This window comes from Klebsiella indica (genome assembly GCF_005860775.1).
In the GTDB taxonomy this organism is placed as follows: Bacteria; Pseudomonadota; Gammaproteobacteria; order Enterobacterales; family Enterobacteriaceae; genus Klebsiella; species Klebsiella indica.
The window spans coordinates 49,842-65,548 of sequence record NZ_VCHQ01000015.1 but is presented as its reverse complement, the minus strand read 5'-3'; the positions used below and the strand labels follow the sequence as shown (position 1 = coordinate 65,548).

Annotated in this window: 17 protein-coding genes; 4 read left to right on the top strand and 13 right to left on the bottom strand. The window is 55.2% G+C overall.

Annotated elements, in window-relative coordinates; genetic code table 11:
• Positions 1-160 precede the first annotated feature (160 nt).
• The 3 genes from FE839_RS12085 (at position 161) to sseA (ending at position 3,562) form a co-directional block, all read left to right on the top strand.
• The gene (locus FE839_RS12085) at positions 161-1,372 is read left to right on the top strand and encodes a hypothetical protein (protein WP_138361049.1); all 1,212 of its coding nucleotides are present in this window, start codon (positions 161-163) and stop codon (positions 1,370-1,372) included.
• Between the two features lie 36 nt (positions 1,373-1,408).
• The gene (locus tag FE839_RS12080; RefSeq protein ID WP_138361048.1) at positions 1,409-2,593 is read left to right on the top strand and encodes a M20 family metallopeptidase; all 1,185 of its coding nucleotides are present in this window, start codon (positions 1,409-1,411) and stop codon (positions 2,591-2,593) included.
• Positions 2,594-2,716: 123 nt separating this feature from the next.
• Positions 2,717-3,562, top strand: coding sequence for a 3-mercaptopyruvate sulfurtransferase (sseA, locus tag FE839_RS12075; RefSeq protein WP_138361047.1), 846 nt, complete (start codon positions 2,717-2,719; stop codon positions 3,560-3,562).
• Between the two features lie 34 nt (positions 3,563-3,596).
• On the opposite strand, the gene sseB is transcribed toward sseA, so the two are convergent.
• From sseB to trmJ, 11 genes are all read right to left on the bottom strand, one after another.
• Positions 3,597-4,373 carry an enhanced serine sensitivity protein SseB gene (sseB, locus tag FE839_RS12070; protein ID WP_138361046.1) on the bottom strand — a complete coding sequence of 259 codons (777 nt, stop codon included), beginning with the start codon at positions 4,371-4,373 and terminating at the stop codon, positions 3,597-3,599.
• 100 nt (positions 4,374-4,473) lie between these two features.
• Positions 4,474-5,760 carry an aminopeptidase PepB gene (pepB, locus tag FE839_RS12065; protein WP_138361045.1) on the bottom strand — a complete coding sequence of 429 codons (1,287 nt, stop codon included), beginning with the start codon at positions 5,758-5,760 and terminating at the stop codon, positions 4,474-4,476.
• 269 nt (positions 5,761-6,029) lie between these two features.
• Positions 6,030-6,230, bottom strand: coding sequence for a Fe-S cluster assembly protein IscX (gene iscX, locus FE839_RS12060; protein WP_004104502.1), 201 nt, complete (start codon positions 6,228-6,230; stop codon positions 6,030-6,032).
• Between the two features lies 1 nt (position 6,231).
• Positions 6,232-6,567, bottom strand: a complete 336-nt coding sequence (gene fdx / locus FE839_RS12055; RefSeq protein ID WP_138361044.1) for an ISC system 2Fe-2S type ferredoxin — start codon at positions 6,565-6,567, stop codon at positions 6,232-6,234.
• Between the two features lies 1 nt (position 6,568).
• The gene (gene hscA / locus FE839_RS12050; protein ID WP_138361043.1) at positions 6,569-8,419 is read right to left on the bottom strand and encodes a Fe-S protein assembly chaperone HscA; all 1,851 of its coding nucleotides are present in this window, start codon (positions 8,417-8,419) and stop codon (positions 6,569-6,571) included.
• A gap of 15 nt (positions 8,420-8,434) precedes the next feature.
• Positions 8,435-8,950 (bottom strand): co-chaperone HscB, encoded by a 516-nt coding sequence (gene hscB / locus FE839_RS12045; protein WP_138361042.1) that lies wholly within the window; start codon positions 8,948-8,950, stop codon positions 8,435-8,437.
• Between the two features lie 197 nt (positions 8,951-9,147).
• Positions 9,148-9,471, bottom strand: coding sequence for an iron-sulfur cluster assembly protein IscA (gene iscA / locus FE839_RS12040; protein WP_004104506.1), 324 nt, complete (start codon positions 9,469-9,471; stop codon positions 9,148-9,150).
• 19 nt (positions 9,472-9,490) lie between these two features.
• On the bottom strand, positions 9,491-9,877 hold the full coding sequence (iscU, locus tag FE839_RS12035) for a Fe-S cluster assembly scaffold IscU (RefSeq protein WP_002913991.1): 387 nt from the start codon (positions 9,875-9,877) through the stop codon (positions 9,491-9,493).
• Between the two features lie 26 nt (positions 9,878-9,903).
• Entirely contained in the window at positions 9,904-11,118 is a 1,215-nt protein-coding gene (iscS, locus tag FE839_RS12030) for a cysteine desulfurase (protein ID WP_138361041.1), read from the bottom strand.
• 176 nt (positions 11,119-11,294) lie between these two features.
• Positions 11,295-11,786 carry a Fe-S cluster assembly transcriptional regulator IscR gene (iscR, locus tag FE839_RS12025; protein WP_138361040.1) on the bottom strand — a complete coding sequence of 164 codons (492 nt, stop codon included), beginning with the start codon at positions 11,784-11,786 and terminating at the stop codon, positions 11,295-11,297.
• A 235-nt stretch (positions 11,787-12,021) separates the two neighbouring features.
• Positions 12,022-12,756 (bottom strand): tRNA (cytosine(32)/uridine(32)-2'-O)-methyltransferase TrmJ, encoded by a 735-nt coding sequence (gene trmJ, locus FE839_RS12020; RefSeq protein ID WP_138361039.1) that lies wholly within the window; start codon positions 12,754-12,756, stop codon positions 12,022-12,024.
• Between the two features lie 120 nt (positions 12,757-12,876).
• On the opposite strand from trmJ, the gene suhB reads away from it, so the two are divergent.
• Positions 12,877-13,680 carry an inositol-1-monophosphatase gene (suhB, locus tag FE839_RS12015; RefSeq protein WP_138361038.1) on the top strand — a complete coding sequence of 268 codons (804 nt, stop codon included), beginning with the start codon at positions 12,877-12,879 and terminating at the stop codon, positions 13,678-13,680.
• A 259-nt stretch (positions 13,681-13,939) separates the two neighbouring features.
• Here the strand turns inward: suhB and FE839_RS12010 are convergent, their stop codons facing one another.
• On the bottom strand, positions 13,940-14,920 hold the full coding sequence (locus tag FE839_RS12010; protein ID WP_138361037.1) for a nickel/cobalt transporter: 981 nt from the start codon (positions 14,918-14,920) through the stop codon (positions 13,940-13,942).
• Entirely contained in the window at positions 14,911-15,549 is a 639-nt protein-coding gene (locus tag FE839_RS12005; RefSeq protein WP_138361036.1) for a DUF1007 family protein, read from the bottom strand. Before FE839_RS12005 ends, FE839_RS12010 begins: the two co-directional genes overlap by 10 nt.
• Positions 15,550-15,707 lie beyond the last annotated feature (158 nt).

The window sequence follows — 15,707 nt, the reverse complement described above, 5'->3', positions numbered from 1 at the left end:
ACCTACATAATTTCCATTACTTGATATCTATCAATGCCTTTAATTATAAATTATCCCTCTGAGGCGACGATATTAGCTGCCAGTTCCGCAGTTTCTTCGATAACACAACATCAACCCATCCCATAAAACATTTACGGGATGAATAATATGGAAATTATTTATGTCACAAATGGTCGCACTGTCGGTTATTATTTTCATTCTTTATATCGGCGACGTTGTTTCTACTCGCACAAAAGCCTGGATTCCTTCGGTATTTGTCTGCGCGGTGTTGTTTTTAATTGGTTACTGGACATTTTTCCCGGCGGATATTGTCAGCCAGGCCGGAATAGGTACCCCTGTCGCCATAATGATGATGTATCTATTAATCACCAATATGGGTACACTGCTGTCGCTTAAAGAATTAGTGCAGCAGTGGAAGACCGTGGTCATTTCCTTCGCCGGTATTGCCGGAATAACGGCGGGGGTTTTCGCCGTATCTATGGTGTTGTTTGACCGCAACACCGCACTGGTGACCATTCCTCCGCTGGTCGGCGGGATTGTGTCATCGCTGATTATGTCTCAAGGCGCGAGTAACGCCGGGCTGGTGGACCTGTCGGTCTTCGCTATTTTGATCTACGTAATGCAAGGCTTCGCCGGATACCCGTTGACCGCCATTATGCTGCAGCGCGAAGGCAAAGCGGTTCTTGCCCGTTATCGCCGCGGCGAGTACCAACCTGATAGTATCCCTAATGAGCAGCCCCTCACCGCCGTTGGCGAGGAACACATGCCGCGCCTGTTCAGCAAAATCCCCGTCGGCTATAACAGCAACTACTTTAAATTCCTGCGCCTGGCGCTGGTCGCTTGTCTGGCCTGGGTTGTCTCCGATCTCGCAAAACCGCTGGTCAACATTAGCCCCTTCGTGCTGTGTCTGTTTTTTGGCGTGGTCTTTGCTTCGTTAGGTTTCCTGGAAAAACACACCCTGCATAAAGCCAACGGCTTTGGTTTCGCCATTATGGCATTGATGCTATTTATCTTTGATACGCTGAATAAAGCGACCCCGGAGATGCTGCTGCGCCTGATTTTCCCGATGGTGGTGTTAATCGCCACGGCGGTCATCGGCATGTTTATCGTCTCCTGGCTGGTCGGGAAACTGCTTGGCGTTAGCGGTCCAATGTCGTACGCCATCTCTCTGACCGCACTGTACGGTTTTCCCGCCGACTACATTATTACCAACGAAGCTATCAACGCCCTCACTCATGATGAAAAAGAGCGGCAGATACTGACTCACCACATGCTGGCGCCGATGCTGGTTGGCGGGTTTATCTCCGTCACCATGGTTTCAGTGGTGTTAGCCGGGATCCTGGTCAGCTACCTGACGCCCGTTGTCAGTTGAGCACATTGAACGTTCAGCTATATATGGAGATACAAAATGATTAATCCAGCTATTACAGCCATTATCGCAAGGGAAGAACAGGCGATGATCGCTTTTCGCCGCGACCTTCACGCCCACCCGGAACTCCCCTGGGAGGAGAAGCGCACTACCGATCGCGTCGCCGCCGGGCTGGAGGCCATCGGCATTCCTTTCCGTCGTACCCATCCCACCGGGATTATCGCCGACATCACCGGCGGCCAGCCGGGGAAAACGGTAGCCCTGCGCGCCGATATGGATGCGTTACCGGTGCTGGAACTAAACGATCGGCTCAGCTACAAGTCGCAAACCGCAGGGAAAATGCACGCCTGCGGTCATGACTCACATACCGCCATGCTGCTGACCGCCGCCCGCGCGTTATATGAAATCCGCGAACAGCTTGCGGGTAACGTGCGGCTGATCTTTCAGCCTGCGGAAGAGATTGCCGAAGGCGCGAAGGCGATGATCGAACAGGGGGCAATCGACAACGTGGATAACGTTTTTGGTATGCATATCTGGTCAGTCACGCCGTCCGGAAAAATCTCCTGCAACGTCGGATCATCATTTGCATCGGCGGATTTACTGAAAGTCACTTTCCGCGGCCGCGGCGGACACGGTTCAATGCCGGAAGCGTGCGTCGATGCGGCGGTGGTCGCTTCGGCTTTCGTTATGAACCTGCAGGCTGTCGTGGCGCGCGAAACGTCACCGCTGGAGTCTGCCGTGGTCACCATCGGCAAAATGGATGTCGGCACGCGCTTTAACGTCATTGCCGAAAATGCCGTACTTGATGGCACCGTGCGCTGCTTCAGCATTGAAGCCCGCCAACGTCTGGAGGCGGCGATCGCCCGCTACGCGGAGCACACCGCCGCTGTTTATGGCGCGACTGCCGAGGTGGAGTACCGCTACGGCACGCTGCCAGTGATCAACGAGGAACGCAGCGCACTGCTGGCGCAGTCGGTTATTCGCGACGCCTTTGGCGAGGATGTTCTTTTCAACGAAAGGCCGACCACCGGCGGCGAAGATTTCAGCTTTTATATGGAAAATATTCCCGGCGCGTTCGCACTGCTAGGCTCAGGTAATAAAGAGAAAGGCAGCGATTATGCGCATCATCATGGCTGCTTTAATATTGATGAGCAGGTGATGAAAAACGGTGCGGAGTTGTATGCGCAGTACGCCTGGCGCTACCTGCGGCAAAGCCAGTTTTAAGCGTCTGTTCCCCCGATCCGTTCGGGGGCGTCTCACATTACCGCCGCCTCCTCTTGAAAATGCCTTGTCCATAAGGCAAAAAACAACAACAATCACTTAATTGTTGATGACACGGAGGCACTTATGTCTACCTCATTTTTTGTCGCCGCCGACTGGCTGGCGGAACACATTAATGACCCGGAAATCCAGATAATCGATGCGCGGATGGCGGCGCCGGGGCAAGAAGATCGCGATCTCAACGCCGAATACCTGGCAGGCCACATTCCCGGCGCGCTCTTTTTCGATATTGAAGCGCTCTCCGACCATACCAGCCCGCTGCCGCATATGATGCCGCGCGCGGAGACATTCGCCGTCGCGATGCGCGAACTTGGTGTTAACAGCGATAAGCATCTGGTGGTGTACGACGAAGGCAATCTCTTCTCCGCCCCGCGCGCCTGGTGGATGCTGCGGACTTTCGGTGTCGAAAAGGTCTCGATTCTTGCTGGCGGGCTTGAAGGCTGGCGTCGCGATGAGCTACCGCTGGAACAAGGGCCTGTGGATCTGGCGGAAGGGGATTTTGACGGCCGTTTCGATCCGCAGGTGATCAAACGCCTGACCGATGTGCTGTTAGTCAGTCATGAGGGATCGGCGCAGATCGTCGATGCCCGCCCGGCAGCGCGCTTTAATGGCATCGTCGCGGAACCGCGTCCAGGCTTGCGCAAAGGGCATATTCCCGGTGCGCTGAACGTACCCTGGACTGAACTGGTCATGAACGGCGAACTAAAAACCGTCGATGAGCTGAACGAGATTTTCGCCCGTCAGGGAGTGGATTTTACGCGGCCAATCATTGCCAGCTGCGGCTCCGGCGTAACGGCGGCAGTCGTGGTGCTGGCGCTCACCACCCTGGGCGTCAACGGTGTGTCCCTGTATGATGGCTCATGGAGCGAATGGGGGGCGCGAACGGATTTGCCCATTGAACCGACACAGTAGATAACACACCGGGGGTGCAAGCCCCCGGTGATATTCAGATAATGCGGTTCTGCTTAAAGTCGCGCAGGAAACTGCCCCAGCGCTTTTCATAGAACGGCGTGATGTGGGCAATCATAAAGTGGCTGATCCCCTTTTCCCCCTCCATCACCTGACAGATATCAATCGGCTCGTCGCCGGGAAAGGTATCGGTGGCGACGCTGCCCGTAGCCTGAATAATCTCCTCAATATCGCCTTCCGCTTCGATACCAATCAACAGGTTGGCTGGCGCATCGGCGCTATCTTTAATGGAGCACAAAAAAGCGCGCTTCACCGTCTTCAGGGTTTTAAACAAGGTGGTCAGCGAATCCACCATCTGCGCGGGCGGCTCGGCAACTTCGGAAAGCAGCAGCGACTCCCCGCCTTCAAGCACGGTCTGGGAACTGAGCGGACTCCCCTCTTCCCCCAGCAGATGGCTAATCTCGCGCGGCGAAAACTCTTTGCCGGTTGGCAGCTTAGCGTTGAGATAGAGCGTCTCGCCGAGGGTCATGGCGAACAGCGTACGCACCGGCATCGCGACAAAAGACTGCTCGTCTTTAACAACCTCTTGCAACGCTTGCAGAGAAGTAAAAAAAGGGATCACTGATGTGCCGTCGTCTTTTTCCCAGTGCTGCAGATCCAGCACGCTATCTTCAGCGACCGGCTCACCCTCTGCCGCAGCTCCCGGAACCCAGACGGTGGCTTCCAGCAAGGTACGGAAAAATGCCGGGCGATGACCGGGCTCGGTGGCCGCCTTCTCCAGCAAGATTTCTAGCTCATTTTTAGTTTCGGACATAGTGGTTCCAGAACGGTGATGCCCCAATCCCGCCATCTCCCGCAGGCAACGCGGGAGAAAGCCGCACAGCGCCCTCTCCCTGTGGGGAGAGGGTCAAAGATTATTCCGCGGTCAGCAGATTTGCGATGGTACGCACGCCGAGACCGGTCGCCCCCGCCGCCCACTGTTCAACCGCAGATTTGCGGTAAGTCGCCGAACAGTCGATATGCAACCAGCCTTGCTGATAGTTTTCCACAAAGTGGGACAGGAAGCCTGCCGCCGTACTGGCGCCAGCCGGATAGGCCGCGCTGCCAGTGTTATTCAGTTCAGCAAAGTTCGACGGTAACTGACCACGGTGGAACTCAGCCAACGGCAGGCGCCAGAAGGCTTCATTCTCCGCCTGCGCGCTCGCCAGCAGACGATTCGCCAGATTATCATCAAAGCTGAACAATGCATGATAATCATTGCCCAGCGCGGTTTTCGCCGCGCCGGTCAGGGTGGCGGCATCAATAATCAGCTCCGGCTGCTGCGCGGACGCGTCAATCAGGCCATCCGCCAGCACCAGACGACCTTCAGCATCGGTATTCATAACTTCGACGGTTTTACCGTTGCGATAACGAATAATATCACCAAGCTTGAAGGCGTTGCCGCTAATCAGGTTATCAGCGCAGCACAGATACAGCTTCACGCGTTTATTAAGGCCGCGGGTTATGGCAAACGCCAGCGCACCGGTTACCGTCGCCGCGCCGCCCATATCGGACTTCATCGAATCCATAAATGCGCTTTGCTTGATGCTGTAACCACCTGAATCAAAGGTGATACCTTTACCCACCAGGCAAGCATACACCGGGGCGTCTTTATCGCCGGTTGGGTTATAATCCAGCGCCAGCAGAACCGGTTGACGCTCGGACCCGCGGCCAACGGTGTGCAGGCCGAGGTAATTCTGCTCGCGCAGGTCTTCGCCTTTAGTAATGCGGTAAGTGACATTGTCGCAGGCGACGCTGCACAGCAGGTCTACCGCACGCTGCGCCAGCTGTTCCGGCCCCAGCTCTTCCGCAGGCGTATTAATGGTATCGCGGACCCAATCGATAATGGTCAGGCGGTTGTCCAGTTCGCTTTTCTGCGCGTCATCCAGGGCTGGCCACTCAACTTTACGACTCCCCTTCGGCCCTTTATAACCCGCCCAGAACGCCCAGGCGCGATCGCTATCCCAGCCTTCACCGTCAAGCGCAACGTGTTTGATGCCCAGACCGTCAATTTTACGCGCCGCGCGCTGGATCAATCCCAGGTCGTCTTTGCCGTTCAGATGCAGGGCAATACCGTCGTTATTAATGCTGTAAGACGCTTTTTCTCCCCAGCGCGCATCGGCTGGTTGAGCAGTAAGCGTAATTTTCATAGCTTCGGTCATTTTATTTATCCTTATTAGCAAACGGGCCACCCTCTGGCAGCCCGTTAGATTTTTCTCGCTAAGAGCCTATCCCACCAGGCGTTATTGGCGCAGACAGTTTGAACACGGCCAGCGCGGAAGAACCGGAGCGTACACCTAGTACGCGAGGATTCTGAGCACTGCCCAGGTTCAAAATGACAAGCAAAATAGCCCTAATGGGATAGACTCTAAATGATTCGCGTTGCAGCAACGTGGACAACACCTCTGCAACGGGGATCATGACGCGAAAATTATTCGGCTTCGTCTAACCAGACTAACAGAATCGCCTCAAGAATTTTTTCATTGGATGCGTTCGGATCGTCATCAAACTCTTCGAGATCGCAAATCCACTGGTGCAGATCGGTGAAGCGAACGGTTTTCGGGTCGAGATCCGGGAAAGCGTCATACAGCGCTTCGCCAATTTCACGACTGTCGGTCCATTTCAGTCCCATATTAATGCTCGCGTGCGTGGTTGATGGTATAGCGCGGAATTTCGACGACCAAATCTTCGTCGGTCACGCGCGCCTGGCAGCTCAGACGGCTATCGGGCTCCAGCCCCCACGCCTTATCCAGCATGTCGTCTTCATCTTCGGTACTTTCAGCCAGCGAGTCAAAGCCTTCGCGTACGATGCAGTGGCAGGTGGTGCAGGCACAAGATTTTTCGCAGGCGTGCTCAATCTCGATTCCGCTACGCAGCGCGGCATCAAGAATGGTCTCACCCGTTTCAGCTTCCACAACTACGCCATCCGGACACAGGTCCTGATGGGGCAGAAAAACAATTTTTGGCATTTTAAACCTCGTCCACGGATTGGCCTTTCAGCGCAATACGGACCGATTGATCCATACGACGTGCGGCAAATTCCTGGGTTTGTGTGTCGATATTTTTAATCGCTTCTTTAATCGCATCGGCGTCATCGCCTGCCGCTGCGGCGCGAACCTGCGCCGCAGCGTCATCGATAGCCTGACGCTCTGCGGCGCTTAACAGCGCGGCGTCGGCGGCCAGCGCGCTCGCCAGACTTTCCAGAACACGTGCGGCTTCGACTTTTTGCTCGGCCAGCATACGTGCCTGAATATCCTGTTCAGCGTAGCTCATTGAATCTTTGATCATATTGGCGATCTCGCCATCGGTGAGGCCATAGGACGGTTTCACCTGGATAGAAGCCTCGACGCCGGTCGATTTCTCCATCGCCGTCACGCTCAGCAGACCGTCAGCATCCACCTGGAAAGTCACGCGAATATGCGCCCCGCCCGCCGGTAGTGGCGGAATGCCGCGCAGCGCAAAGCGCGCCAGGGAGCGGCAATCCTGCACCAGCTCGCGCTCGCCCTGCATCACATGGATAGACATCGCCGTCTGACCATCTTTGAACGTGGTGAACTCCTGGGCGCGCGCGACCGGAATGGTGGTGTTGCGCGGAATCACCTTCTCCACCAGACCGCCCATGGTTTCCAGACCCAGCGAGAGCGGAATAACGTCGAGCAGCAGCAGTTCGCTGTCCGGCTTATTGCCCACCAGAATATCCGCCTGAATCGCCGCGCCGATGGCGACGACTTTATCCGGATCGATGGAGGTCAGCGGGGAACGGCCAAAGAACTCTCCGACGCGCTCGCGTACCAGCGGCACGCGGGTAGAGCCGCCGACCATCACCACTTCCAGCACCTCATGCCCCTCCACGCCAGCATCTTTCAGGGCGCGACGGCAGGCCAGCAGCGTACGCTTCACCAGCGGCGCGATCAGGTCATTAAACTGGCTGCGGGTGATTTCCCCCTGCCAGCCGCCAACATTTACGCGCGTAACATCGGCGTCGCTGAGGGCGATTTTCGCCGCAATGGCCGCGTCCAGCAGTTCACGCTGCAGGCGGTTATCGCTACGATCGCTGAAACCCGCCTGCTCGCGCAGGTAATCGGCCAGCAGATGATCGAAGTCATCGCCGCCAAGCGCGGAATCCCCGCCGGTGGCCAGCACTTCAAATACCCCGCGGCTTAAACGCAGCACGGAAATATCAAAAGTACCGCCGCCGAGATCGTAAACCGCAATGACCCCTTCCTGACCGGAGTCCAGGCCGTAGGCAATCGCCGCCGCTGTCGGTTCGTTCAGCAAACGCAGCACATGAAGACCCGCCAGACGCGCCGCGTCTTTGGTCCCCTGACGCTGGGCATCGTCGAAGTAGGCCGGAACGGTAATCACTACGCCATCAAGCTCTCCTGCCAGCGCCTCGGTGGCGCGCTCAGCCAGTGCCTTCAGAATATCGGCAGAGACGCGAATCGGGTTCAGCAGACCAGCGGCGGTCTGGATCATCGGCAGACCGTTTTCGCTTGCCTGTAGCTGATAAGGCAGATGCGGGTAGCGGGATTCGATATCAGTAAGAGAGCGCCCCATCATGCGCTTGACGGAGCTGATGGTGTTGACCGGATCCTGGGCCGCGTTCTGTCGCGCCGCATAGCCAACCGTCAAACCCGAGGCCTGATAGTTAACTACCGACGGCAGCAGATAGCGCCCTTGATGGTCGGCTAACGTTTCGGCCTGACCGCTACGCACGGTAGCAACCAGCGAATTGGTGGTGCCCAGGTCGATACCCGCCGCCAGACGTCGCTGGTGCGGCGCGGCGCTCTGGCCAGGCTCACTAATTTGTAATAAGGCCATAATTGCTTCCGAAAATTAAAAATCGAGCAGTTTTTCTTCGAGTTGTTCCGCACTGCTTCGCAGTTTATCGAGAAAACGCAGCTTGCGCACGGTATCCGCCGCCGCCTCCCACGTCTCGTTATTCAGTTGTTCAACCATCAGTTGATGCCGGGTATCAAATTGCGCTTTGACACGCTTGATAAAGCCTTCCAGCCGCGCCTCGTCTTTCGCTTTGCCTATTTCATCCAGCTCTTCCCGCAGCTCAAGCTGTTCCATCAGAAACGCGGTATCGCGTACGGTATGCTGCTCGCTGGCGAGATCAAAACCGTGAAGCGAAAGGAGATATTCGGCGCGGGTCAACGGATGACGAAGAGTTTGCCACGCCTGATTGATGGTCGCGGACTGCTGTACGGCGGCAAGCTGTTCAGCCGCGGTACCGCTGGCGAATTTATCAGGGTGATACTGGCGCTGTAGCTCCTGGTACCGGGCAGCCAGGGGTTCTAACGAAAGGGTATAGCTGGCCGGTAACCCGAAGAGGGTAAAATAGTCCATAGCGACCTCAGGGTTAACGAGATAAAGCAAACCCCACGCGCAGCGAGACTACGGTGGGGCTATACCTTCTTACTTCGCGCTGCAGATGCGTTGTCTACACTTGTTCACCCCAGTCACTTACTTAAGTAAGCGCCTGGGATTCACTCGCTTGCCGCCTTTCTGCAACACGAATTAATCGGTATAACAGAGAAACGTGATTACACGTTAAAGCTTTCGCCGCAGCCGCACTCGTCTTTCACGTTCGGGTTGGTGAACTTAAACCCTTCGTTAAGACCTTCTTTGACGAAATCCAGCTGCGTACCGTCGAGGAACTGCAAACTTTTGCCGTCGATCACGACCTTCACGCCTTTGTCTTCAAACACGGTGTCTTCTGCCGCCGGTTCGTCAACAAACTCCAGTACATAAGCCATACCTGAACAGCCGGAAGTTCTCACTCCCAGACGCAGACCAAACCCTTTTCCGCGGTTGGCCAGAAAGGTATTGACTCGCGCTGCCGCACTGTCGCTTAAAGTAATCGACATAACAAACCTCAACTCTTAATTATTTTGCTTCACGTTTGCTTTTGTAATCCGCAATCGCGGCTTTAATCGCGTCTTCCGCCAGAATAGAGCAGTGAATTTTCACCGGCGGCAACTCAAGCTCGTCGGCAATATCGGTATTTTTAATCGCCTGCGCTTCATCCAGCGATTTCCCTTTCACCCATTCGGTCACCAGGGAGCTGGAAGCGATGGCGGAACCACAGCCGTAGGTCTTGAAACGCGCGTCTTCAATGATACCTTCATTGTTGACTTTAATCTGCAGCTTCATCACGTCGCCACATGCCGGCGCGCCAACCATGCCGCTACCGACATTTTCGTCGCTATTGTCGAAAGAGCCGACGTTGCGCGGATTCTCGTAGTGATCGATAACTTTTTCGCTGTAAGCCATGATGAATTCTCCTTATTGAAACCGAATTAGTGATGTGACCATTCAATGCTGTTCAGATCCACGCCCTGTTTGAACATTTCCCACAGCGGAGAAAGCTCGCGCAGACGGCCAATGGCGTTGCGAACCAGATTGATGGTGTAGTCAATCTCTTCTTCGGTTGTAAAACGACCTAAAGAGAAACGGATGGAGCTGTGCGCCAGCTCATCGGTCATCCCCAGCGCGCGCAGCACATAGGATGGCTCAAGGCTTGCGGAAGTGCAGGCTGAACCGGAGGAAACCGCCAGGTCTTTCAGCGCCATAATCAGCGACTCGCCTTCAACATAGTTAAAGCTGACGTTAAGAATATTCGGCGCGCCCTGTTCAAGATCGCCATTCAGGTAGACCTCTTCCATGTCTTTTACGCCTTCCCACAGACGGTTACGCAGGCCGCGCAGGCGGGCCACTTCGCTTTCCATCTCTTCTTTCGCGATACGGTAGGCTTCGCCCATACCGACGATCTGGTGGACAGGCAGCGTACCGGAACGCATTCCGCGCTCGTGACCGCCGCCGTGCATCTGCGCTTCGATACGCACACGCGGTTTGCGACGCACGTACAGTGCACCGATACCTTTCGGACCATAGATTTTATGGCCAGAGAAAGACATCAGATCCACTTTCAACTGGCTCAGGTCGATAGGCAGCTTGCCCACGCTCTGGGTCGCGTCAACATGATAGATAATACCGCGGGCGCGGCACATTTCGCCGATAGTCGCGATATCCTGCACGACGCCGATTTCGTTGTTGACGTGCATAATGGAAACCAGGATGGTGTCATCACGCATCGCTGCTTCCAGTTCTTTCAGATCGATAATGCCGTTACGCTGCGGGGCGAGATAGGTCACTTCAAACCCTTCGCGCTCCAGCTGACGACAGGTGTCCAGCACGGCTTTGTGTTCAGTTTTGCTGGTGATGATGTGCTTGCCTTTTTTCTGATAAAAGTTGGCTGCACCTTTAATCGCCAGGTTGTCGGATTCCGTCGCGCCGGAAGTAAAGACGATTTCGCGCGGATCGGCGCCGACCAGATCGGCAATCTGATTACGGGCGATATCTACCGCCTCTTCAGCCTGCCAGCCGAAACGGTGTGAACGAGAGGCCGGGTTACCAAAGGTCCCGTCCAGCGTCAGGAACTGCATCATTTTCTCGGCAACACGCGGGTCCACCGGCGTGGTTGCGGAGTAATCGAGATAGATCGGTAATTTCATTGCTCTATAAACTCCGTACATCGCTTCAATGCAAGGAATCAGGCAACCGGCTTGATGTACGACCGAGTAGACAGGATGATGAAATATCCCGGCCTGATTCTGAAATCTTTTTATCGTTTTTACTCAGCGCGTTTCATCTTGCAGCCGGACAGCTGCAAGATGAAACAAAATAAGAACTACGCGCGCAGTTTAACGTCGATAGCATCCTGAGCACGGGCATTACGCTGAGATTCATGATTGTGCTGACGACCGGAGACATCAAGGATTTCCTGGTTATTCACCAGTTCACCCAGCGTGATGTTATTCAGGAAACTGGTCAGCCGCTCGCTCAGATCGCGCCACAGCGCATGAGTGAGGCATTTATCGCCGCCCTGGCAGCCGCCTTTACCCTGGCAACGGGTGGCGTCAACGGATTCATCCACTGCGCTGATAACTTCGCCAACGGCGATGCTACCCGCTTCTTTACCCAACAGATAACCGCCGCCCGGCCCACGAACGCTGGAAACCAGGCCATTTTTACGCAGGCGAGAGAACAGCTGCTCCAGATAGGAAAGCGATATTCCCTGACGCTCTGAAATATCCGCCAACGGAACCGGACCTGATTCAGAGTTGAGCGCAACGTCAAGCATCGCGGTCACAGCATAACGCCCTTTAGATGTCAGTCTCATGTCTTACTTAACCTCAAACTCGCCCCTGCCCGGGCTTTTTATTAAAATGGGTATTGCATAGCAAGGCCAAGTCTGACATTCCCGAGTAATTTGGTCAACTATTTACTTGACTGTTTTAGTCAGGTATTAAGCTTTCCGTGCTCCCACCGCGATTGTCGGGTGGCGCTACGCTTATCCAACTGACACAACCGCAGGCTTGCGCAAGCATCGCGCCGCCGGGTAATAACGTGCAATACTACTCTTTATTTTTCTGCTGCTCGATCGACGCCAGCATACCGCGCAGGATATTCAGCTCCTGACTCTCCGGGCGGGCGCGGGTAAACAGACGGCGCAGCTTGTTCATGACTTGTCCCGGATGACCGGCGCGAATAAAACCGGTTGCCAGCAACGTCTGTTCAAGGTGACCGTAGAAACGCTCCAGGTCATCGACCAGCGGATAAGGAGTGTCTTCGTGTTCAACGGCGGGCGCGTTTTGCGCCTGCGCCGCCAGCCAGGCCATGCGTACTTCGTAGGCGATCACCTGCACCGCCATTGCGAGGTTCAATGAGCTGTATTCCGGGTTCGCCGCGATGGCTACATGATAGTGGCACTTTTGCAGTTCATCATTAGTGAGCCCGACGCGTTCACGGCCAAATACCAGCGCAACCGGCGCATGCCCGGCTTCAGCGACGCTTTTCAGGCCACATTCGCGAGGGTCGAGCATTGGCCACGGCAGCGTACGCGAACGAGCGCTGGTACCGACCACCAGGCTACACCCCGATAGCGCCTCATCGAGGGTATCGACAATATTTGCATTGCCAATCACGTCGCTGGCGCCGGCCGCCAGAGCGATAGCCTGAGAATCGGGTTTTACCAGCGGATTAACCAGCCAGAGATTAGTTAACCCCATGGTTTTCATTGCGCGGGCGACAGAGCCCATATTGCCGGTGTGTGAGGTTTCTACCAGTACAATTCGGATATTTTGCAGCATTACGGTTCTTCGACTAAAGATTATTCGTGCATGCTACCATAAAACGGAGACATAAGCAGATTTCACTGCTATTATATGTGCCGTTTTTTCCCGTTCTTTAACATCCAGTGAGAGAGACCGATGCATCCGATGCTGAACATCGCCGTGCGCGCAGCGCGCAAGGCGGGTAATTTAATTGCCAAGCACTACGAAACGCCAGACAGCGTAGAAACCAGTCAGAAAGGCAGCAATGATTTTGTGACTAACGTCGATAAAGCCGCCGAAGCGATTATTATCGAAACCATTCGCAAATCTTACCCTCAGCACACCATCATCACCGAAGAAAGCGGTGAACACGAAGGTATTGATCAGGATGTTCAATGGGTTATCGATCCACTGGATGGCACCACCAACTTCGTAAAACGTCTTCCTCATTTCGCCGTCTCCATCGCCGTCCGTATTAAAGGGCGTACTGAAGTGGCGGTGGTTTACGATCCCATGCGTAACGAACTGTTTACCGCGACCCGCGGTCAGGGCGCGCAGCTAAACGGCTACCGTCTGCGCGGCAGCAGCGCTCGCGACCTGGACGGCACCATCATCGCCACCGGCTTTCCGTTCAAAGCGAAACAGCACGCCACCGCTTACATGAACATCCTCGGCAACATGTATACCGAATGCGCAGATTTCCGCCGCACCGGTTCCGCGGCCCTGGATTTGGCCTACGTTGCCGCTGGCCGCGTTGACGGATATTTTGAAATTGGTCTCAAGCCGTGGGATTTCGCGGCGGGCGAACTGATCGCCCGTGAAGCAGGCGCGATTGTCTGCGACTTTACCGGCGGCCATAACTATCTGCTGACCGGCAACATCGTTGCAGGTAACCCGCGCGTCGTGAAAGCCATGCTGGCGAATATGCGCGAGCAGTTGAGCGAAGCGCTGAAGCGCTAATTCCTCACTGACTGAAAAGCAAAAAGGAAGCCACGGCTTCCTTCAGATTGCTGACAAAGTGCGTTTTTCCGGAATTGCCCGGCGGCGCTTCGCTTGCGCGGGCCTACGAAAAACCCATAACATGATGATATTATTGGTTTTACATGCCAGGTAAGGCGATAGCCGCCACCCGGCAGAAATGCGAGCACAATATCTAAATCAGGTTTGTCATCAGCCTCAAGGAAGCCACGGCTTCCTTTTTTCTCTCTTTTTTCTCTCTTTAAAACGGACGCAGGCCGCCGCCCTGTGGCATCGCACTACTCCACATCACCACCGCTGCTGCCAGTAAAATCATGCCGCCGGCCAGCGCCAGCGTTGCCCAGCCGACCTGCTTCCAGAGTACCGGCGCCCGATTCGCGCTCAGCCTGACCGCCAGTTGACGAAAACCGTGCACCAGCAGCGCCAGGCTGCTAATCGTCAACGATGTTCCTGCCGCCATCGCCATTGCCGCCGCCATCCCCCAGCCAAATACGCCAATAACTTTGCTGAACAGCAACACCATAATGGCCCCGGAGCAGGGCCGCATCCCCATCGATAGTACAATCACCAGCCGCGCCCGCCAGTCGTCGCCGCTTTGCCGCTGTTCCGGAGTCGGTAAATGCTGGTGCCCGCAGCCGCAGTTAGCATGATGAACATGGTGCGGAGTGAAAGCGGTAAATTTTGGTCGTCGCAGCAGCATCCGCAGCTTTTTCAGCGCCCGCCAGCATAGCAGCACCCCCAGCGCACCGACCAGCAGGTAGCTCCCCTTCTCCAGCCAGAAACTACTCAGATGCAACTGTCTTGCCGGAAGCTGTAGCAAGGTGAGCACCGCCACCACTAATGCGATTGCCACCATTCCCTGCAACAACGACGCGGCCAGCGTCAGACCGATACTTGATTTCAGTTTCGAGGGATGGGTAGCCAGCCAGGTCGTAATCACCATTTTTCCATGCCCGGGCCCCAGAGCATGCAGAACACCATATACGAAGCTAAATCCCAGCAACGATAGCCCCGCAGCGGAAGGATTGTTAGCCACCGACTGTAACAACGCGCTCAGTTCGACATTCAGCGCACGCTGCCAGATGGCGCTTTGCAGCAGCACCTGCGGCCACGCTCGCCATAGCCAGAAGCCCGCGCCTGCCACCAGCAGCAAAAATAGCGCCAGCGGCCACAGCTGACGCCAGCGCGGCGAACGTCCGGTTTGCGTGAAAATTACTGACATTGCAGCGTCACCTTTTGTGCGAAGTAGCTTCCCAGTTCCATATCTTCCGGCGGGGCATCCGCTTTATCCAGCGACTGGGCATAAGACAACATTTTTTCATTTGGTTTCGGCGTCATGACTTTCGCTGTACACATCGGCTTCATTGCAGCCGGCAGGGTGAAGTCTGACGCTTTGTCGTAATACATATCGACAAAATAAGTGGGATCATATGTCGAAAAGGTAAATTTTTGCCCGGCCAGAGGCTGCGGCTTCGCCAGCGGCAAGGTAAAGGTGAGTACCGCCTGGTGGCCGTTGCGCTCAAGGCCATAGCCATCGGGGCGATTCTCAAATTTCACCCGCTGGCCGTTATGCCACAGTTCGCTGAAATAGTGCTGGCCCAGCACGTTAGCCATCACTTCCGCCGCCAGTTTCTTCCAGATTTCGCTGCCTGGCTTAGCATTACCCGCATCATAAAGCAGATCGGCAGAGGTCATTTCATCCATCGTCCAGCGCATTTTGAAACCGGTGAGCAGACCCTTTTCCGCCACGGCCTGCGTTTGCAAACTGATGAAACTGTGTGGATGGGCGCTGACACCAGAAGACAGGACAGCGAACAAGAACGTTATGACGAGACGATGAACGCGGTGCATGAACTCTCCACGGCTAAATCCTGACCGCCATCAGTTACGGTCGTTGATGAGATTGCCGTGAGAATATCATCGAACGAGAAAATAGTGAGCATCGATTTCTGGTCTCGATTCAGTCCTCAATTTTGCAAATTTCTTCACTTACAGACAACCTTAAGCCG